Here is a 19,144-nt window from a genome sequence, read left to right on the forward strand (position 1 = left end):
GGTGAACTCCACGACCCCCAGCCACCACCCGTGATCATCAACCCACAGCCGCGACCGCCCACGCTGGGCCAGGCCGAGCGGCTTCAGGGACTCCCGCGCCGCCGAGGTGATGATCCGGGGAACCGGACTGCGATCTGCCATGACCGGCATTATCGACCGCCCTACCGACACCCCCGCCGGTACTGAGCGTCACCGGTCCACAGAAGTCGGACCAGAACCGAATCTCGTGAACAAAGCCAACCAGGCTTGACCGCCTGCACGATCAGCGGTCCGTCCACGCCTGCGCAGGCCCTTCCGCGCGGGCCGAACCTCCAGTGTGCCGCATCGGCGGGGGAGCCGAGGTCGCGTCCTGGCACCGCCGCACCCGCTGCGCGGGTGGGCTCCGGGCGGTGGATTCCTCGTGAGCCACCGGTTAGCAGACCTCAAGCCTCCGCGCACACCCGCGGCCGCCCGGCTGACGCGCAGCCTGCCGGGCGGCACGTCAACTCCCGGGGCGCGAGGGTGATGCCGCCGACTGCGGCCGTCGCCGGCCTGTCGGGCCCCGGTGCTGCGCCGCGAGCGGGCGGGCGGGAGGCGGAGGCCCGCCGAGACGATGGCGGGGCCCGGTCGCCGCGCCCGGCGCCGCGGACCAGGCCCGAACGCACTTCGCCCCGGCGGCTGGGACGGCCGTCGGGGCGGGGGAGGCTGATGTCGTACCGGTCAGTCGCGGGTACCTGCGGCGCGGCGGCGGGCGAATACCACGGCGCCGGCGCCGAGCAGCACCAGCGCGGTGCCGCCGACGAGCATCGGGGTGGTGGAGGAGCCGCCGCCGGTGGACGCCAGGTTCGCCGTGGTGGGCGTCGCGGACGGGCTCGTGGCGGCGGGGCTCACCGCAGTGGCCGGAACCGCGGTCTGAGCGGTCGGGGCGCTCGAAGTGGCCGGGGCCTTGGTGGTGGGCGCGGGTGCCGGGGTGGTCGGTGCCTTGGTGCTGGGCGCGGGTGCCGGGGTGGTGGGGGCGGCCGGGTGCACGATCGGCAGGACCAGGTGCGAATCGTAGTCGGGCTTGACGCCGCCGGAGATGCTCTTCATGCCGACGCGGATGTCGACCTGGGACTGCGAGGCGTCGGAGTGCTTGGTGACGGTCAGCCGGAACAGGAACCGGGTGGCGCGGCCGGCCTCGATGTCCTTGGCCAGGAAGGCGGGGTCGGCGCGCAGCACCGGGTCGCATCCGGGCTTCAGCGGGAGGGTCTTCCACTGGCCTCCGTCGGCCACCTCGAGGACCAGGTCCTGCGGCTTCAGGGCTCCGTGGATGCCGTCGCGGCTGGCCTCGTTGTAGAAGGTGGGGAAGGGGATGACTCCCTTGGCCGTCCCGGGGCCCGTGTTGAGGATCTCCACGCCGAACTCGACCGGGGCCCCGCCCGCGGTGATCTCCTTCTCCGGCACCGGGAGCATGCCGACCGTCACGTTCCGCAGCTCGTCGGCGGGCACCGTGGCGCGAGCGCTCACGGTCGGAGTGCTCGCCGCGGCCGCGGCGGCCGGTTCGTCGCCGCACGCCCAGGCACTGGAGGCGCCGGTCAGGACGGGGACGGTGGCGCCGAGGACGACGGCGGCGGCGATGGAGGCGAGGCGGGCGCGGCGGGTGCGGACGGACATCGGGATGATCCCTCGATAGCGGGTGGGCGAGCGGCTGGGTTCGCGTCCTTTCGGTCCGGGCCGGCGGGCCCGTCGGACGCTGTAGGAGGATCATGTCGAGCGGATATCCCCCGCCCGTGCTCGATCCGTCACCGCCGCGTAACAGCCGACAGCACACCAACCACCCGGTACTGGCAGGGCGTTTGACGTACCGTTCGAACACCCTCAAAGCCTCCAGGATCCGCCTCGACCGGACACGGCGACGTGCCGCGCGTGGAGGAGGGCGGAGCGGATCGGGGAACGGCGGCGGCGAAACAGGCCACTGCCGCCCGAGCAGGCGGTGGCCGCGCCGGCCGCATCCCCGACACCGGCTCCTGGCCGAGGGCGGCTACGCCAGGAAAACGCCAAGTGCGCGATCTGCTCCGTTGCGGACCTGCTCGCAGCAGCTGGCCGAGCCGAAGAGGCCCTCGCGTTCCTCGGACCGCCCCCTGGCTACCGACAGACGCGCCGAGTACCTCATCGAGCTCGGCCGCGTCGGGGAAGCCGTGGGCTTGGTCCTTCGCGTCATGGACGCCCTTTCGCGTCGGAGGATCGGAGAACGGCGGAGGGCCGCCGTGACGCGAGGAAGCGCGAGGAAGGCGGTGGCGGGCCGGGCCCACCGGTGGGCGCTACGCCCGGGCGGGCTCGTGCTGTCCGGGGGCGGGGTCGAAGCCGTGGGTGGAGTAGGCGGGGCCGCCGTCCAGGTACGCCCGCACCGCGGTCTTGGACGTCGGGAACATCGGCGAGGGCAGCGCGTCGGCGACGGGGTGCCAGCGCACGTCCAGGTGCTTGTCCGGCTCGACGTTGGCCAGCTCGCCCGTGAACTCGGTGGCGGCGAAGACGAACAGCACGAACCCTCCGCGTCCGTCCCAGCCCTCCTTCGCGTGGAGGGTGTGCACCAGGCGCAGGTCGGACGGCCGGGCGACGAGACCCGCCTCCTCGTACAGTTCGCGGGCGGCGGCGTGGGAGATCTCCTCGTCGGGGTCGACCTTCCCGCCCGGGACGGTCCAGGCGGGGCCCGGACTCCAGTTGCGCTTGGCGTAGTGAACGAGGGCGATCCGGTCGGTGGCCACGTCGTGGGCGATGACACCGGCCGACAGCCTGCTGGTGGCGTGCACTGGGGCTCCTTGGAAAGGGGGGCGGGACGGGGGAGGGGTCGGTTCTAGACGTCGAGGGCGGGAAGGCCGGCCAGCCCGGTGTCGCGCATGATCAGCTCGATGGTGTCCGGCAGCGGGCTGTCGGCGCCGACGACGCTCTCGACCCCGCCGGGCAGGAGGTCGCGCTCGCGGTACCAGCCGCGCAGGGTGTCGGCGGTGACGGCCGCCTGCAGTTCGGGGTCGGGCTTCGAAGCGTGCCGCCGCAGGGTCTCCTCGAAGGGGACGTCCAGGTAGTAGCAGCGGGTGGTGCCGCGGTGGTCGTCGGCCAGGCGCTGGAGCACGGGGCCGTAGCGCTCGGCGGACAGGATGCCTTCGACGACGACGTGGTAGCCGGCGTCCAGCGCGTAGCGGGCCACGGTGTCGATGAGACCGATGTTCGCGCCGCCGTGCCGGTCGTGCTCGCGCAGCACGACGCGGCGCAGGTTGTCCTGCCCGACGATCGCCAGGCCCCGCCCGAACGCCGCCCGCAGGGCCGTCGCGACGGAGGACTTGCCCGACGCGGAGTTGCCCCGGAGGATCACTAGCCGGGTGCCGGCGCTCCCTACGGCCGTCCGGCGGGCAACCGGTGCCGTGCGGCCGGTGGTGCCGCCTGGGCCCGGCCGGCCGGTGACGGACAGCGGGCGGTCGGCGGCGATGTGGGCGAGGGCGTCGGCCGTGTAGGCGACGATCGGCTCCGGCAGGGCGTCCAGCGGCCACCACTTCAACCGGGAGCACTTGTCCGGTTCCCGGTTGGTGATCCGCCCGGTGTACGCGCGGACGGTGAAGAACAACTGCAGCCTCCCGAGGCCGTCGTCGGCGTCCAAGTGGTGCAGGCTGTGGACGAGGACGAGGTCCTCCTCGCGGATGCGGATGCCGAGTTCCTCCTCGGCCTCCCGGGCCATGCCGCGCAGCACCGACTCGCCCGCCTCCAAGTGGCCCGCCGGGGCGTGCCAGTGGCCTTCGCCGAACGAGGTTCCGGCACGGCGGCCCAGCAGCACCCGGCCGTCCTCGATCAGCACCAGGTGAACCCCCACCACCAGTGTGTGCGGCAACGGACTTCTCCTTCCTCGGGGAGCGGAACGCGAACACCGGCAGCAGCCGGACCGGTTCAGGGCACGGCGCAGCAGCGGTCGGCTGAATGATCGATCGCCGTACGCGAGTGCGCTTGCAGGTCTCTCACCGTAGGCGGCGCTCTGGGGTCGTGTCGGCGTGTCCCGGTCGAAGCACCCGATCCGGTGGATCCGCTCAACTGGTCATATTCGCAACGGTGTTGTCGGTCGGCGCGGCCACTGTGGCACGGGGCGCCGACAGCTGGGCCGGAGCGGGTGCGGACCCCGTTCCTGGCGGCCGGCTGTGCGGCGGGCGTGCGACTCCCACGACGTGGGCGGGCTCCCGTTCCCAGGAGGGAAGGGCGGTGTTCCAGGAGGGTGTCCGGGTAGCGCCTGAGGATCTGGGAACCGGTCTGCGGCGGGGTGAGGCGGTGGGCACGGCCGCCAGGCCGTCCCGCATTGCGCCCCGTCCGCCCCGCGGGGACGCTGGACCCGGCGGGCGGGTGCCCGCCCGCGCGAGCGGAGGAGGCCAGCGGTGAGGTTCATCCAGATCATCGAGTACCGGACCGGGCGGATCGACGAGTTCAACGAGCTGCTGGACGAGTGGGTCGCCGAGAACGAGGGCCACCGCCTCGCCGTGCGCGCCCTGCAGACCCGGGACCGCGACGGCACCGACACCTACCTGAACATCGTGGAGTTCCCCTCGTACGAGGTGGCGATGGAGAACTCGCAGCGCCCCGAGACCGCCGAGTTCGCGGCCCGGGTCGCCGGGCTGTGCGACGGCCCGCCGACCTTCCGCAACCTGGACGTGATCGGCGACCGCACCCTGTCCGACTGAAGGACCCGGAAGAGGGCTGGTCAGGGCGGCCCGGACTGCGCAGCATGGGTACCCGCCGGTACCGCCGCTCCCAGGAGGCCCTCCTTGTCCCGTGACCAGCTCAGCTACTCCTCCGGCCCGTCCGGCACGCCCCTGCTTGGCGACACGATCGGGGACAACCTCGACCGGGCGGTGCGCGCCTTCCCGGACCGGGAGGCGCTGGTGGAGTGCGCCACCGGCCGCCGTTGGACGTACGCCGAGTTCGCCGCCGACGTGGACGCGGTGGCGCTCGGGCTGCGCGCGCGGGGCGTCGGCAGGGGCGACCGGGTCGGCATCTGGGCCCCCAACCGGGCCGAGTGGACGCTCACCCAGTACGCCACCGCCCGGCTCGGCGCGATCCTGGTGACGATCAACCCGGCTTACCGGGCGCACGAGTTGGAGTACGTGCTCGGTCAGGCGGGCGTGCGGCTGCTGGTGGCCGCCGAGCGCTTCAAGACCTCCGACTACGCGGCGATGATCGCCGAAGTGCGCCCGCGCTGCCCCGAACTGGCGGACACGGTACTGCTGGACGGCCCGGACTGGCCGGCGCTGCTGGCCGCCGGGCGGGCCGGTGACCCGGCGGAACTCGCGTCGATCGCACGGGAGTTGAGCGCCGACGACCCGATCAACATCCAGTACACCTCGGGCACCACCGGCTTCCCCAAGGGCGCCACCCTCTCGCACCACAACATCCTGAACAACGGCTACTTCGTGGGCGAGCTGTGCGGCTACACCGAGCGGGACCGGATCTGCCTGCCGGTGCCGTTCTACCACTGCTTCGGCATGGTGATGGGCAACCTCGCGGCCACCTCGCACGGCGCCTGCACGGTGATCCCCGCCCCGGCGTTCGACGCCGCCGCCACCCTGGCCGCGGTGGCCGCCGAGCGCTGCACCTCGCTGTACGGGGTGCCGACCATGTTCATCGCCGAACTGGCCGACCCGGGCTTCGACGGGTACGACCTGTCCAGCCTGCGCACCGGCATCATGGCGGGCGCCCCGTGCCCGACCGAGGTGATGAAGGGCGTGATGGAGCGGATGGGCATGGCGGAGGTGTCGATCTGCTACGGCATGACGGAGACCTCCCCGGTGTCCACCCAGACCCGGGTGGACGACTCGGCGGAGCGCCGGGTCTCCACCGTCGGCCGGGTCGGACCGCACCTGGAGGTCAAGGTGGTCGACCCGGACACCGGCCGCACCGTGCCGCGCGGCGAGCCCGGCGAACTGTGCACCCGCGGCTACTCGGTGATGCTCGGTTACTGGGCCGAGCCGGCCAAGACCGCCGAGGCGATCGACGCCGCCCGCTGGATGCACACCGGCGACCTGGCGGTGATGGACCGGGACGGCTACCTGTCGATCACCGGCCGGATCAAGGACATGGTGATCCGCGGCGGCGAGAACGTCTACCCGCGCGAGATCGAGGAGTTCCTGTACACCCACCCCGACGTGCTCGACGTCCAGGTGATCGGGGTGCCCGACGCCAGGTACGGCGAGGAGCTGATGGCCTGGGTGCGGATGCGCGAGGGCGCGCGGCCGCTGACGGCCGGGGCGGTGCGCGCGTTCTGTGCCGGACGGCTCGCCCACTTCAAGATCCCGCGCTACGTGCACGTGGTCGAGGAGTTCCCGATGACCGTCACCGGCAAGGTCTGCAAGGTCGAGATGCGCGAGCTGGCGGTCGCCCTCCTGGCCGGAGGGGCGGGAGAGGCGGGAGGGACGGGAGAGGCGTGGGAGGCGGGGGAGACCGACGAGGGGGGAGAGACCGACGAGGGGGGCGAGGCCGGGAGGGCCGGGGAGCCGAGCACCCCGCGCTGACGCGCGTCGACCTGTACTGACCAGGCAGTTCACGGAGGCCGGACCCCGCCCGGGGCCCGGCCTCCGTGCGGGCGGCCGTGCACCGAAGCTGTCACAGGTCTTGACGCCCACTTTTCTCATACGTTAAATCTCGGCGTGAAGTAAGCGGTCGGGGTCTGCGGCTGACGTGCGGTCAGCACGGCTCCCCGGGCCCGGCCGCCGTCCCCCGGATCCCACCAGACGGGTGTGCACCCCCATGAACCGAGCTCCCCGGTCCCGCCGCTACGGCCTCGCGGCGGCCGCCGCCACCGCCCTGGTCGCGGCCCTCGTCGCCCCCACCACCCAGGCCGCCGCGGCCCCCGTCCCGCCCGGCGGCGGCAGCCTCGGCGAGAACGTGATCGTCCTCGACCCGGGCATGCCCAAGGCCGAGGTCCAGGACCGCCTGAACGCGCTCGCCCGGGCCCAGGCCGGCAACGAGTTCGGCCCCCAGCGCTACGCGGTCCTGTTCAAGCCCGGCACCTACGGCACCGCCGCCGACCCCCTGGTCTTCCCGGTCGGCTTCTACGAGAGCGTCGCCGGCCTCGGCCGCAACCCCGGCGACGTGGTCGTCAACGGCTCCGTCAACGTGTACAACCAGTGCGTCGGCGGCGACCAGTCGCAGTGCTACGCCACCACCAACTTCTGGCGCTCGCTGAGCAACCTGACGGTCAACGTCGCGGGCCAGAGCGGCTGTTACGGCAACACCGACTTCTGGGCGGTCTCCCAGGCCGCGCCGCTGCGCCGGGTCCAGCTGAACGGCAACGTGACGCTGATGGACTACTGCACCGGTTCGCCCGCCTGGGCCAGCGGCGGCTTCATCGCCGACTCCAAGTTCACCGGCGCCACCGTCGTCAACGGCTCCCAGCAGCAGTTCTTCACCCGCAACAGCAACCTGGACGGCTGGAGCAACGGCGTCTGGAACCAGGTCTTCTGCGGCACCGAGGGCGCCCCCGCCCAGTCCTTCTCCACCGAGCAGGGCGCCGCCCCTTACACCACCCTCGACACCTGCCCGGTCACCCGCGAGGCCCCCTACCTGTACCTGGACGACAAGGGCGGCTACCGGGTCTTCGTGCCCGCCGCCCAGCGCGACTCCCGCGGCACCAGCTGGGAGCACGGCGCCACCCCGGGCCGCTCGATCGCCCTGGACGACTTCTACCTGGTCCGCCCCGGCAGCACCGTCCAGCAGATCAACGCCGCCCTCCGGGCCGGCCGCAACCTGCTGCTCACCCCCGGCGTGTACGAGCTGCCCGAGGCGATCAAGGTCACCCGCCCCGGCACCCAGGTCGTCGGCCTCGGCTTCGCCACCCTCGTCCCGACCGGGGGCAACGCCGCGATCAAGGTCGACGACGTGGACGGCGTCAACGTCTCCGGCCTGATCATCGACGCCGGGCAGGAGAAGTCGCAGGTGCTGATGCAGGTCGGCAACCGCGGCAGCAAGGACTCGCACCGGGCGGACCCGATCGCGCTGTCCGACGTGTTCTTCCGGGTCGGCGGCGCGCTGAACGGCTCCGCCACCACCGCGCTGGAGGTCAACAGCGACGACACCCTGATCGACGACGCCTGGATCTGGCGCGCCGACCACGGCACCGGCGGCGGCACCTGGACCAGCGCCCGCAGCGACACCGGACTGGTCGTCAACGGCGACCGGGTCACCGCCACCGGCCTCGCCGTCGAGCACTTCCAGAAGACCGAGGTGCAGTGGAACGGCGAGCAGGGCCGGGTGGTGTTCTTCCAGAACGAGAACCCCTACGACGTGCCGAACCAGGCCGCGTGGACGGCGAGCGAGCAGCAGAAGGGCTACCCGGCGTTCGCCGTCGGCCCGAAGGTGAAGACCTTCGAGGGCTGGGGCATGGGCAGCTACTCCTACTTCAACCAGGGCGTCGACATCCGCAACTCGATGGCCTTCCAGGCCCCCGTCGTCCCCGGCGTCAAGTTCCACGACCTGCTGACCGTCTTCCTCAACGGCTCCGGCGGCATCGACTCGGTGATCAACGGCACCGGCCGCGCCGTCGACCCCACCTTCGGAGGCCCCAGCAACGTCGTCTCCTACCCCGTGGCCACCCCCTGACGGGCCCCTGACCGTCCCTCCCGACCCGGCCCGCCGCGTACTCCGGCCCGAGAACGCGGCGGGCCGCACCACGTACGCCCCCCACCCACCCCCCATTGCAGCGGAGTCCCCCATGACCGAGCTCAGCCGTCGCAACGCCCTGCTGCTGGCCGCCCTCACGGCCGGCAGCACGGGCCTCACCCTGACCGGCCCCACCACCGCCCGGGCCGCCACCGCCCGGGCCGCCGCCCCCGGCGGTCTCGCCTGGGACGCCGACTGGGCGGCCGCCGCGTACGCCGCCGACCCGGCCGCCGCCACCGCCTCCGGCAGCGAGGGCGGGCCGTTCGGGCCCGGCGCGGCCTTCGACAACAACACCGGCTCCCGGTTCTCCAGCAACTTCGCCGACGACGCCTGGATCCGCGTCGACCTCGGCAGCGTCATCCGGATCACCCGGGTCGTGCTGGTCTGGGAGGCCGCCTACGGCCTCAAGTACGTCGTGGAGGTCTCCCGCGACGGCGCCGCCTGGCAGTCGGTCTACACCGAGAACGCCGGCACCGGCGGCACCACCACCATCCACACCCACCCGCAGCCCGCCCTCGGCCGGTACGTCCGGATGCGCGGCCTGCAGCGCGCCACCCCGTACGGCTACTCGCTGTACGCCTTCCAGGTCTACGGCGGCGCCCCCGCCCCCGCCGCCACCGGCACCGCGAACCTGGCGCTCAACCACCCCGGCTACGGCAACTACTACCAGGACGCCGGGCACACCCCGCTGCACGCCTTCGACGGCGGCGTCCCCGCGGGGCTGAGCGGCGACGCCACCCGCTGGGCCAGCGACTGGAACGACCACCGGTGGATCGCCGTCGACCTCGGCGCGAGCGCCCGGATCACCGCCGTCGACCTGCACTGGGAGTCCGCCTACGCGGTCGACTACCGGATCCAGGTCTCCGACGACAACCAGAACTGGCGCACCGTCTACCAGCCCACCGCCGCCCAGGTCGCCGCCCGCGACGCGGACATCGGCACCCCCGGCAGCTCGGCCGGCCTGCACGACGCCGTCACCCTGCCCACCCCCGCCACCGGCCGCTACGTCCGGATGCTCGGCGTGCGCCGCCGCCGCTTCTACAACCCCGCCCCCGCCACCGCCCAGTTCGGCTACTCGCTCTACGAGTTCCAGGTCTGGGGCACCGGCGGCAGCGCCGCCGCCGAGTACCCGGCGCCGCCGGCGGAGAGCACCGGCGCCTACCGCACCGTCTTCTTCGACGACTTCGCGGGCACCAGCCTCGACCGCGGCAAGTGGCGGGTCGTCGTCACCGGCTCCACCATGGGCTCCGTCAACGGCGAGTCCCAGGCGTACGTCGACGACCCCAGCACCCTGAAGGTCTCCGACAGCCAACTGCTCATCACCCCCCGCTACCTGCCCGGCGGCTACAACGCCCCCGGCGGCGGGAACTACAAGTTCACCTCCGCCCGGATCGACACCAGCACCGCCGTCAACTTCACCTACGGCCGGGTCAGCGCCCGGATCAAGATGCCCGCCGGGCTCGGCCTGTGGCCCGCGTTCTGGCTGCTCGGATCGAACGTCGACGACCCGGACGTGTCCTGGCCCAACTGCGGCGAGACCGACATCATGGAGAACATCGGCTACGCCGACTGGACCAGCAGCGCCCTGCACGGCCCCGGCTACTCCGCCGACGGCAACATCGGCGCCCTCCAGCACTTCCCCGCCGGGCAGGACGTCACCGGCTGGCACGTGTACGCCGTCGAGTGGACGCCCACCGCCATGCGCTTCAGCGTCGACGGCGCCCAGACCCTGGAAGTGCCCCGGCAGAAGACGCTCGCCACCCGCGGTGCCTGGGTGTTCGACCACGACCAGTACGTGATCCTCAACTTCGCCCTCGGCGGCGCCTACCCCGCCGGCTGGAACAAGGTCACCACCCCCTTCTGGGGCCTGCCGCAGTCCACCGTCGACCAGATCGCCGCCGGCGCGGCCACCCTCGCCGTGGACTGGGTCCGAATCGAACAGCGGGCCTGACGCCCCACCGGGCCGGACGGCGGAGATTCCCGGGAAATACTCAGGAATGCCGTCGTTCGGCCCAATACGCGTATCTAAGACCCGGCTGACGGTCAGATGGGAGGGCCCACCGATGAGGGCACTTGACCACCCGTCAGAGGAGTCCACGCCTTGTCCCGTCCCAGCCCCACCCGTCGCACCCTGGCCGTCACCGCGGCGTTCGTCGCCGCCGCCAGCGCACTGGCCGTGCCCGCCGCGTACTCCACCGACAGCGCGCCCGCCCACACCCGGGTCACGGCCGCGACCACCATCACCGAGAACCGGCTGCCCTTCACCACCCGCTTCGAGGGCGACTTCCGCGGTGGCATCACCCACATCAGCAACACCCTGATGACCTGCGACGAGACCCAGCCGCCCGTCGACCCCGCCCAGGCCCCCTGCGCGCAGGCCCGCAACGGCGACGGGTCGCGCCCGATCAACAACAACTTCCAGATGAAGTACGTCAACATCGACGGCCCCGGCCACGTCGGTCCGCTCGGCGACACCATCTACTCCTCCAGCTCCGCCGACCTGCAGCTGCCCGAGGACGCCACCGTCAAGTTCGCCCGCCTCTACTGGGGCGGCACCCGCGGCATCGGCGACACCGTCCTGCCCGAGAGCCAGATCGACGAGATCTACTTCAAGTTCCCCGGCGACGCCCAGTACACCAACATCGCCAACCAGCAGCCCTCCATCGGCTACATCACCACCGACCAGGAGAGCAGCTACCAGGCCTCCGCCGACATCACCGAGCAGGTCCGCCACCACGGCTCCGGCACCTACGAGGCCGCCGACATGGACTCCGTCGTCAAGTCGCACAGCTGGGGCGGCTGGACGGTCGTCGTCGCCTACGAGCGCGACTGCGAGCCGCTGCGCCACCTGCACGTCTGGGACGGCTTCCAGCCCGAACTGCCCAACAGCCCCGCCCTCACCGGCACCCTGAGCGGCATCAAGACCCCCGCCACCGGCCCCGTCACCGGCCACCTCGGCTGGGTCGTCTACGACGGCGACCACAAGTGGACCGGCGACACCATGGACATGAAGTCCACCAACGGCCCGCTCACCCGGTTCAGCGACGCCCTGCACCCCGCGAACGACGCCTTCACCTCCAACCTCGACAACGCCGACCCGGCCCAGCGCTTCCCGCGCAACCCGGCCTACCCCAACACCTTCGGCTACGACGCCAACCGCTGGAACGTCTCCCCGTACCTGCGCAACGGCGACACCGACCTCAGCATCACCGTCAACACCGAGGGCGACGGCTACGACCTCGGCGTCTTCTACGCCGACGTCGACATCGACCCGGCCAGCCTGCGCACCGCCAAGGCCCGGCCCCGCTCCGCCTGGACCGGCCAGCGCTGACCCGGCCCGCCCCGAACGGCCCGCCGCAGGCAACCCGCCCGCGGCGGGCCGTCGCCGTGCGCGCGGGTCCTTCCGCCCCGCAGGGGGTTTCGGCCGTTCGGGGGCGGGGGAACCGATGGCGGGTGGACGTGCTCGCTGTGGTGTTCGCCGTGTTCGGGGCCGCCTCCAACGCCGCCGGGACGGCCTTCCAGCGGAAGGCCGCGGCCCGGGTCGACCGGGGCGGGGGCCTGCGGTTCCTGCTGGTGCTGGCCCGGGACCCGGCGTGGGTGGCGGGCATCGCCGGAGTGGCGGGGGCCGCGCTGTTCCAGGCGCTGGCGCTCGCCTTCGGGCCGCTCGCGCTGGTCCAGCCGGTGTTCGTGCTGGAGCTGCCGTTCGCGCTGCTGATCGCCGCGCCGCTGCTGCACCGCCGGATGCCCGCCGCCGGGTGGGCGGGCGTCGCGGCGGTGGTCGGCGGCCTGGCGCTGTTCCTCGGCTGCGCCGCCCCGTCCGGCGCGGAGGACCAGGCGCCGATGAGCCGCTGGGTGCCCGTCCTGGCCGGCTGCCTGGGCGTGATGGCGCTGTGCGTGGCGGCCACCCGGGACCGCCGCCGGAGCCCGGTATTCCGGGCCGGGGCGCTCGGGACGGCCGCCGCCGTCGGCAACGCGCTGACCGCCGCCCTGCTGAAGTCCGCCACCGGCACCTTCTCCGACCACGGCCTGCCCGCGTTCCTGACCGCCTGGCAGACGTACGGCTTCGCGCTCACCGGCATCGCCGCCGTCCTGCTGCTGGAGAACGCCCTGCAGGCGGGCCCGCTGGTCGCCTCCCAGCCCGCGCTGACCATCGGCGACGCCGCCGTCAGCCTGCTGCTCGGCGTGGTGCTGTTCGACGAGACGGTCCGCACCGGCTGGCTGCTGATCCCCGAGGTGCTCGCCGTCGCCCTGGTGGTCGGCGGCGTGATCACCCTGGTCCGGGCCGTCCCGAACATCCGCGAGACGGCGCACTGACGGCCCGTCGGGCCGTACCCGCCCGCCGACGCCGCCCCCGGGCGGAACCGCGCGGGGCGGGGCGGGCGTCCGTCCTTCACGACGGCGGCCCGGTGATCATGGCCGTCGGCCGACGCCCTGGGAGGAGCGCCGTGACGGACGGTACACCGGAGAGCAAGCCGCCCGCGGGCGGGAGACGCTGGTGGCGGACCGCGGTACTGGTCGGCTGCGGGGTGCTGCTGGCGGGGCCGGCCGCGCTCGCCGCGGTGCGGCTGTTCGGGTGGGACGACGGGACGGTGTGGGCCATGCCGATGGCCGGGCTGCCGTACGCGGCGCTGCTCACCGCCGTGCTGCTGCCCGTCGTCGCGGCGCTGCGCGGGAAGTGGCTGACCGGGACCGCGGCCGCGCTGGTGGTGCTGCAGCTGTGCTGGCTGGTGCCCCGCCTCCTGCCGGACGGGGGAGACGTCCCGGCCGGCGCGCCCCGGCTGCGGGTGGCGACCAGCAACAACTTCATGGGTCAGGTCTCGCCGAAGGCCCTGGTCGACCTGGTGCGCACCCAGCGGATCGACGTGCTGGCCGTCGAGGAGCAGAGCGACTCCGCCGCCGACGCGCTGGACGCGGCCGGCATCCGCACCCTGCTCCCGCACCGCGAGCGCCCGGCCGGCACCGACAGCGCGCTCTACACCCGGCTGTCCGTCAGCTCCGCCGCCGACCCGGCCTGGCAGACCGCCAACCTGACCGTCGACCTCGGCGGCCACCCGGTGCACCTGGTCGCCGTGCACACCTACTACCCGCTCGGCGACGCCCGCCGCTGGGCCGAGGGGCTGCACCGGCTGACCGCCGCCGCCCCCGGACGCACCCGGGACGCCGTCCTGCTGGGCGACTTCAACGCCACCCTCGACCACGAGCCGATGCGCGACCTGATCGACACCGGCCTGACCGACACCCACGAGGAGCTCGGCGCCGGCCTGTTCCCGACCTGGCCCCAGGACCACCCGGACTTCCGGGGCGTGCCGCCCGTGATCCAGATCGACCACGTCCTGCACGGCTCCGCGCTGACCGCCGTCGAGGTCTCCGAGCACGCCCTGGCGCGCAGCGACCACCGCGCCGTGGTCGCCGAACTCGCCGTCACCGGATAGCCGGACAGCCGGACAGCCGGGAAGCGGGCGGGCGGGGAGTCGAAGACGCCGTCACCACGGACGCCGTCACCTCAGTCGGCCCGGTGGGCGCCGCGGCCCTCCGGCTCCCCGGGCCCCTCGGCGGCGGCGTGCCCCTCCTCGCTGTCGCGCCGCTCGCCGGAGCCGTCCTCGCGGCGGCCGCGGAAGCGGTGGACCAGGACGGCGAGGAGCACGACACCCACCACGACCAGGGCGAGGGTGCGGCCGACGGTGCCCTCCACCTTCGAGTAGGCCGCGCCCGCGAAGTAGCCGAGCAGCACGCAGCCCACGCCCCAGAGCAGGCCGCCGACCGCGTTGAACAGCAGGAACTTGCGGTAGGGCATCTTCGAGACGCCCGCCAGCGCGGGCATCAGGGCGCGGAAGAACGCCACGAACCGGCCCAGCAGGACCGCCGCCGGGCCACGACGGCGGATCAACTCCTGGGCGCGGCCGATCCGCTGCGCGTGGCGGCGCATCGACTTGGTCTCCAGCACGCGCGGGCCCAACCGCAGCCCCACCTCGTAGCCGATCGTGTCGCCCAGCACCGCCGCGCCCACCACCGCCACCAGCATCCAGCCCAGCGAGACGCTGCCCTGGTGGGCCAGCACGCCGCCGAGCACCGCCGCCGTCTCGCCGGGCAGCACGAAACCGAAGAACAGCGCGTCCTCGGCGAACACCAGCGCCGCCACCACCGCGTACACCACCGGTCCGGACAGACCGCCCAGCCAGTCGGTCACCGACTTCACCCGGACCACCTCGTTCCGTTCCGTCCCACCGTAACCCGCGTTCCCGGACCGGACGGGGCCCGGCGCGACCGCAGCGGGCAGACTGAGGGGGTGACAGCGACTCCACTCGCCAAGGGCGCGAACCTGCCGATCGACGCCGCCGCCGTCCGGGCCGACCTCACCTGGCGGGCCGGGCCGGACGGGCCCGTTCCGAGCGCCGCCGTGCTGCTGCTCGGCGCGGACGGCGGCCCGCGACTGCTCCGGGGCGCGGAACGGGCCCCGGGCGTCGGGCTCCGGCCGGACGGGGCCGACGTCGACCTGGCCGCGCTGCCGCCCGGCGTCCAGCGGGTGCTGCTGCTGGCCGTCACCGACGGGGGCGGCCTCGGCGCCGTCCCCGGCCTGTCGCTGCTGCTCGGCGACGCCCGCACCGGGGCCGGGCTGGTCCGCTTCGACCCCGCGGCGGGCGCGGAGCGCGCGCTGGTCTGCGGCGAGCTGTACCTGCGCGAGGGGCGCTGGAAGTTCCGCGCCGTCGGCCAGGGTTGGACGGACGGCCTGGCCGGCCTCGCCGTCGCGCACGGGTTCACCCTCCGGGAGCCCGAGCCCGAGCCGGTGGTGCCCGCAGCCGTGGTGCCCGAGCCGGTGGTGCCCGCAGCCGTGGCGCCGGAGCCGGTGGTGCCCGAGCCGGTGGAGTCGGCGGAGGAGCGGGCCCTGCCCGTCGACATGCGCAAGCGGCTCGGCCTGCGCAAGCAGCAGGTCGCGGTCAGCCTGCGCAAGCACGGCGCCCAGCAGCTCACCGCCCGGGTGATCCTGGTGTTGGACGCCTCCGGCTCGATGGCCACCCTCTACCACCGGGGCGTGGTCGCCGACGTGGTGGAGCGGATGGCCGCCGTCGCCGCCCAGTTGGACGACGACCGCACCATGCAGGCGTGGACGTTCGCCTCCCAGCCCGCCCGGCTGCCCGACCTGCGGCCGGCCGAACTCCCCGACTGGCTGCGCCTGCACGTCAGGGTCGGTGAGATGTCGCTGTTCGGCCGCCGCAAGCTCCGCCCGCCGCTGCCGGACGGGCGGGTGGACATGAAGGCCGTCGGCATCCAGAACGAGGAGCAGAAGGTGATCGCCCAGGTCCGCGAGTACGTGCGCGGGAACCCGACGTCCGACCCGACGCTGGTGCTGTTCTTCTCCGACGGCGGCGTCTACCGCAACAGCGAGATCGAACGCGAGCTGCGCGCCGCCGTGGAGGAGCCGGTCTTCTGGCAGTTCGTCGGCCTCGGCCGCGGCGACTACGGCGTCCTCGAACGCTTCGACGCCCTCCCCGGCCGCCGGGTCGACAACGTCGGCTTCTTCGCGGTCGACGACATCAGCACCCTCCCGGACCCCGAGCTGTACGACCGCCTGCTGTCCCAGTTCCCGCAGTGGGTGGCGGCCGCGCGGCGGGCGGGGATCCTGCGGTAGCCGGGGGCGGCGGGGCGGGCGGGAATCCTGCGGCGGACGGGGGCGGCGGAGCGAACGGAACGCAACGAATGGATCACGTTCCGTTCAGTTAAATAGAAGTGTTTGTCTGTTCACGGACAGGCTCTCGGTCGGCTACCCCTCAGCTACCCGACTGGAGTCCCGCGTGAGCCCCTCCTCCGCGCGCCGTCGCGCCCTCGGCACGGCCGCCCTCGCCGCCACCGCCGCCCTCCTCCTCACCGGCGTCACCACCGGCGCGGCCACCGCCGCGACCGGCCGGGACGCCGCCGTCGCCCGGGCCCGGGCCAACGTCGCCCAGCACGCCGACCTGTTCGGCTTCGGCCCCGGCCAGCAGCTCCTCCTCAAGGACGTGGTGATCGACCCGGACGGCACCCAGCACGTCCGCTTCGACCGCAGCTACGACGGACTGCCCGTGGTCGGCGGCGACCTGGTGGTCCACCAGGACGCGCGCGGCCGGCTCACCGACTCCTCCCGGGCCAAGGGGCACGACCCCGCGGTGCCCTCGACCCGCCCGGCCGTCCCGGCCCAGCGCAGCGCCGCCGAGGCGCTGGGGCAGGCGCCGGGCATATCCGGGGCCGCCTCCGCGCCCGAACTGGTGGTCTGGGCCGCAGACGGCACCGCCCGCCTCGCCTGGCGCACCACCGTCACCGGCACCGGCAAGCAGGGCCAGCCCACCGGGCGGGTGGTGGTCACCGACGCCACCACCGGCGCGGCCATCGACAGCTACGACGCCGAGCACTCCGCGACCGGCACCGGCCACTCCGAGTACACCGGTGACGTCACGCTCTCCACCACCCAGCAGGCGGGCGGCGGTTACGCGCTGATCGACCCCGTCCGCGGCCACACCACCAAGGACGCGCACAACCTCTCCGCCGGCAGCGTCAAGGCCACCTCCGGGACGCTCTACACCGACGCCGACAACGTGTGGGGCGACGGCCGGAAGTTCTCCACCGACCGGGCCACCGCCGCCGTCGACGCGCACGCCAACACCGCCTGGACGTACGACTACTACAAGAACACCTTCGGCCGCAGCGGCATCAAGAACGACGGCAAGGGCGCCACCGTCTTCGTCCACGTCGGCACCAACTGGGACAACGCCCAGTGGTCTGACGCCTGCTTCTGCATGATGACCGGCGACGGCAACGGCACCGTCGACCCCGAGCAGGTCGACCTCGACACCATGGGCCACGAGATGACCCACGGCGTCACCAGCGCCACCGCCAACCTCCGCTACAGCGGCGAGTCCGGCGGCCTGAACGAGTCCACCAGCGACATCTTCGGCACCATGGTCGAGTGGTACGCCAACAACGCGGTCGACAAGGGCGACTACCTGTTCAGCGACCAGTCGACCCCGCCGTGGCTGCGCCGCTTCGACAAGCCCTCGCTGGACGGCGGCTCGGCGGACTGCTGGAGCAAGTCGGTCGGCCGGCTGGACGTCCACTACTCCTCCGGCGTCGGCAACCACTGGTTCTACCTGGCCAGCGAGGGCAGCGGCGCCAGGACCGTCAACGGCGTCGCCTACAACTCGCCGACCTGCAACGGCTCGACCGTTACCGGCATCGGCAACCAGAAGGTCGCCGCGATCTGGTACCGGGCGCTGACCGTCTACATAACCTCCACCACCGACTACAAGGGCGCCCGCACCGCCTCGCTCAACGCCGCCCGCGACCTGTACGGCGCGGGCTCCGCCGAGTACGCGGCGGTGGGCGCCGCCTGGAGCGCGGTGTCCGTCTCCTGACCCGCCGCTGCCGCCGCGTCAGGCCCGGTACGCCAGGGCCTGGCGCAGGTGGTGGTCGGCGACGTCGAGCATCCACCGCCGGTCGGGGAAGTCGCCGGCGGCGATCCGCAGCGGGCCGCCGACCAGGTCCAGGTGCATGACGTACCGGTAGAAGGCCAGGCGGCGCGGGTCGAGGGCGGGGTCGCGCAGCGCCTCGTAGTGCGGGCCGAAGCGCATCCGCAGCCAGCAGTGCTCGATCTCGGCGTCGGCGTACAGCAGGCCCTCGACGTCGATCAGGACGGGTTCGCCGGCCGGCCCGACCAGGACGTGGTCGGGGCCCAGTTCGCCGTGCACCACGCCGAGTCCGGCGCGCGGCTCGACCTCGGCGTGCAGGGCGTGCAGCTTCTCGGCCAGTTCCGGTTCGGCCGCGGCGGCGCGCGGGTCGTGGGCGACGGCGGTGGCGAGGTTCACCAGCGCGCGGTCCAGGTGCGCCCGTTCGCAGCTGTCGCCGGTCGGGGCGCCGCCGGCGTCGAGCCAGGCCACCCGGCCGAAGGCGGGCGCGCGGTGGGCGTGCATCCGGCGCAGCACCGCGTCCAGTTCGGCGAGGACGCGCCGTCCGGCGGCCGGGTCGCGCTCCAGCAGGGACTCCAGGGCGCCGCCGCGGACGTCCTCGACGACGGCGAGCTCGGCCGGGTGGAGGTTGCGGCCGCGGTCGGTGAACAGCAGGCGCGGGGCGCGGGCGCCGACGGCCTCCAGGCGGCGGGTGGCGCCTTCGAGCAGGTCGAGCCCGGAGGCGTGCGAGAACGGGTCGGCCGGGTCGTCGTGGCCGTCCGGGAGCAGGCCGCTCCAGTAGTCCTCGTCGGCGCTCCACAGGTAGACGACCGCGCTGCCGGCGTCGTCCAGGGTGACCCGGTAGACGCCCTTCTTCGTGCCGCCGCGCAGCCGGTCGACGGCGGTGATCCGGCGGTCGGTGCCGAAGACCTCCCGGACGACGGGGGCCAGCGAGCGGGCGTCGGCGAACGTCCGGCCGGGGGAGCGGCCGTGGGCGGCGGCGTCGGTGGGCATGCGGGCAGTTCAGCAGCGGCCCGGCTCCCGCGTCAACGCGGTCGCCGGGCCGGGCCGTCGCGGGGCGCGGG

14 protein-coding genes and 1 pseudogene are annotated in these 19,144 nt (G+C 73.6%); 9 read left to right on the plus strand and 6 right to left on the minus strand.

Annotated elements, in window-relative coordinates:
• Positions 1–699: 699 nt before the first annotated feature.
• From OO48_RS35425 to OO48_RS40205, 4 genes and pseudogenes are all read right to left on the minus strand, one after another.
• Positions 700–1,632 (minus strand): LAETG motif-containing sortase-dependent surface protein, encoded by a 933-nt coding sequence (locus OO48_RS35425; RefSeq protein ID WP_051732824.1) that lies wholly within the window; start codon positions 1,630–1,632, stop codon positions 700–702.
• Between the two features lie 647 nt (positions 1,633–2,279).
• Positions 2,280–2,768, minus strand: coding sequence for an NUDIX domain-containing protein (locus OO48_RS26105; protein WP_033220519.1), 489 nt, complete (start codon positions 2,766–2,768; stop codon positions 2,280–2,282).
• A gap of 44 nt (positions 2,769–2,812) precedes the next feature.
• A complete protein-coding gene (locus OO48_RS40200) occupies positions 2,813–3,328 on the minus strand; it encodes an AAA family ATPase (RefSeq protein ID WP_033220571.1) in 516 nt (171 codons plus the stop codon).
• Positions 3,329–3,478: 150 nt separating this feature from the next.
• A pseudogene (locus OO48_RS40205) lies at positions 3,479–3,823 on the minus strand (NUDIX hydrolase); the annotation flags it as partial.
• Positions 3,824–4,370: 547 nt separating this feature from the next.
• Here OO48_RS40205 and OO48_RS26115 point away from each other — a divergent pair.
• The 7 genes from OO48_RS26115 (at position 4,371) to OO48_RS26145 (ending at position 14,078) form a co-directional block, all read left to right on the plus strand.
• Positions 4,371–4,673 (plus strand): hypothetical protein, encoded by a 303-nt coding sequence (locus OO48_RS26115; RefSeq protein WP_033220521.1) that lies wholly within the window; start codon positions 4,371–4,373, stop codon positions 4,671–4,673.
• 84 nt (positions 4,674–4,757) lie between these two features.
• Positions 4,758–6,500 carry an AMP-binding protein gene (locus tag OO48_RS26120; protein ID WP_081952389.1) on the plus strand — a complete coding sequence of 581 codons (1,743 nt, stop codon included), beginning with the start codon at positions 4,758–4,760 and terminating at the stop codon, positions 6,498–6,500.
• A gap of 235 nt (positions 6,501–6,735) precedes the next feature.
• Positions 6,736–8,586 (plus strand): hypothetical protein, encoded by a 1,851-nt coding sequence (locus tag OO48_RS26125; RefSeq protein WP_033220523.1) that lies wholly within the window; start codon positions 6,736–6,738, stop codon positions 8,584–8,586.
• Between the two features lie 112 nt (positions 8,587–8,698).
• Positions 8,699–10,597: a discoidin domain-containing protein gene (locus tag OO48_RS26130; protein ID WP_033220525.1), complete on the plus strand. Its 1,899-nt coding sequence runs from the start codon at positions 8,699–8,701 to the stop codon at positions 10,595–10,597.
• A gap of 150 nt (positions 10,598–10,747) precedes the next feature.
• Positions 10,748–11,977: a DUF3344 domain-containing protein gene (locus tag OO48_RS26135; protein ID WP_033220529.1), complete on the plus strand. Its 1,230-nt coding sequence runs from the start codon at positions 10,748–10,750 to the stop codon at positions 11,975–11,977.
• 122 nt (positions 11,978–12,099) lie between these two features.
• A complete protein-coding gene (locus tag OO48_RS26140; protein WP_033220530.1) occupies positions 12,100–12,960 on the plus strand; it encodes a DMT family transporter in 861 nt (286 codons plus the stop codon).
• Between the two features lie 131 nt (positions 12,961–13,091).
• Positions 13,092–14,078: an endonuclease/exonuclease/phosphatase family protein gene (locus OO48_RS26145; protein ID WP_245194809.1), complete on the plus strand. Its 987-nt coding sequence runs from the start codon at positions 13,092–13,094 to the stop codon at positions 14,076–14,078.
• A 71-nt stretch (positions 14,079–14,149) separates the two neighbouring features.
• Here OO48_RS26145 and OO48_RS26150 read toward each other — a convergent pair whose 3' ends face one another.
• Positions 14,150–14,842, minus strand: coding sequence for a DedA family protein (locus tag OO48_RS26150; protein ID WP_081952393.1), 693 nt, complete (start codon positions 14,840–14,842; stop codon positions 14,150–14,152).
• Between the two features lie 90 nt (positions 14,843–14,932).
• On the opposite strand from OO48_RS26150, the gene OO48_RS26155 reads away from it, so the two are divergent.
• Positions 14,933–16,273 (plus strand): vWA domain-containing protein, encoded by a 1,341-nt coding sequence (locus OO48_RS26155; protein WP_033220532.1) that lies wholly within the window; start codon positions 14,933–14,935, stop codon positions 16,271–16,273.
• 163 nt (positions 16,274–16,436) lie between these two features.
• Positions 16,437–18,029 (plus strand): M4 family metallopeptidase, encoded by a 1,593-nt coding sequence (locus OO48_RS26160; protein WP_033220534.1) that lies wholly within the window; start codon positions 16,437–16,439, stop codon positions 18,027–18,029.
• An 18-nt stretch (positions 18,030–18,047) separates the two neighbouring features.
• On the opposite strand, the gene OO48_RS26165 is transcribed toward OO48_RS26160, so the two are convergent.
• Positions 18,048–19,073 carry an aminoglycoside phosphotransferase family protein gene (locus OO48_RS26165; protein ID WP_245194810.1) on the minus strand — a complete coding sequence of 342 codons (1,026 nt, stop codon included), beginning with the start codon at positions 19,071–19,073 and terminating at the stop codon, positions 18,048–18,050.
• Positions 19,074–19,144: the final 71 nt, after the last annotated feature.

The sequence above is a fragment of the Kitasatospora phosalacinea genome, assembly GCF_000716545.1.
GTDB lineage: Bacteria > Actinomycetota > Actinomycetes > Streptomycetales > Streptomycetaceae > Kitasatospora > Kitasatospora phosalacinea.

Excerpts from the sequence above, each read along its gene's own strand:
- OO48_RS35425 (WP_051732824.1), bottom strand. The coding sequence starts at position 1,632 with ATGTCCGTCCGCACCCGCCGCGCCCGCCTCGCCTCCATCGCCGCCGCC.
- OO48_RS26125 (WP_033220523.1), top strand. The coding sequence starts at position 6,736 with ATGAACCGAGCTCCCCGGTCCCGCCGCTACGGCCTCGCGGCGGCCGCC.
- OO48_RS26130 (WP_033220525.1), top strand. The coding sequence starts at position 8,699 with ATGACCGAGCTCAGCCGTCGCAACGCCCTGCTGCTGGCCGCCCTCACG.
- OO48_RS26165 (WP_245194810.1), bottom strand. The coding sequence starts at position 19,073 with ATGCCCACCGACGCCGCCGCCCACGGCCGCTCCCCCGGCCGGACGTTC.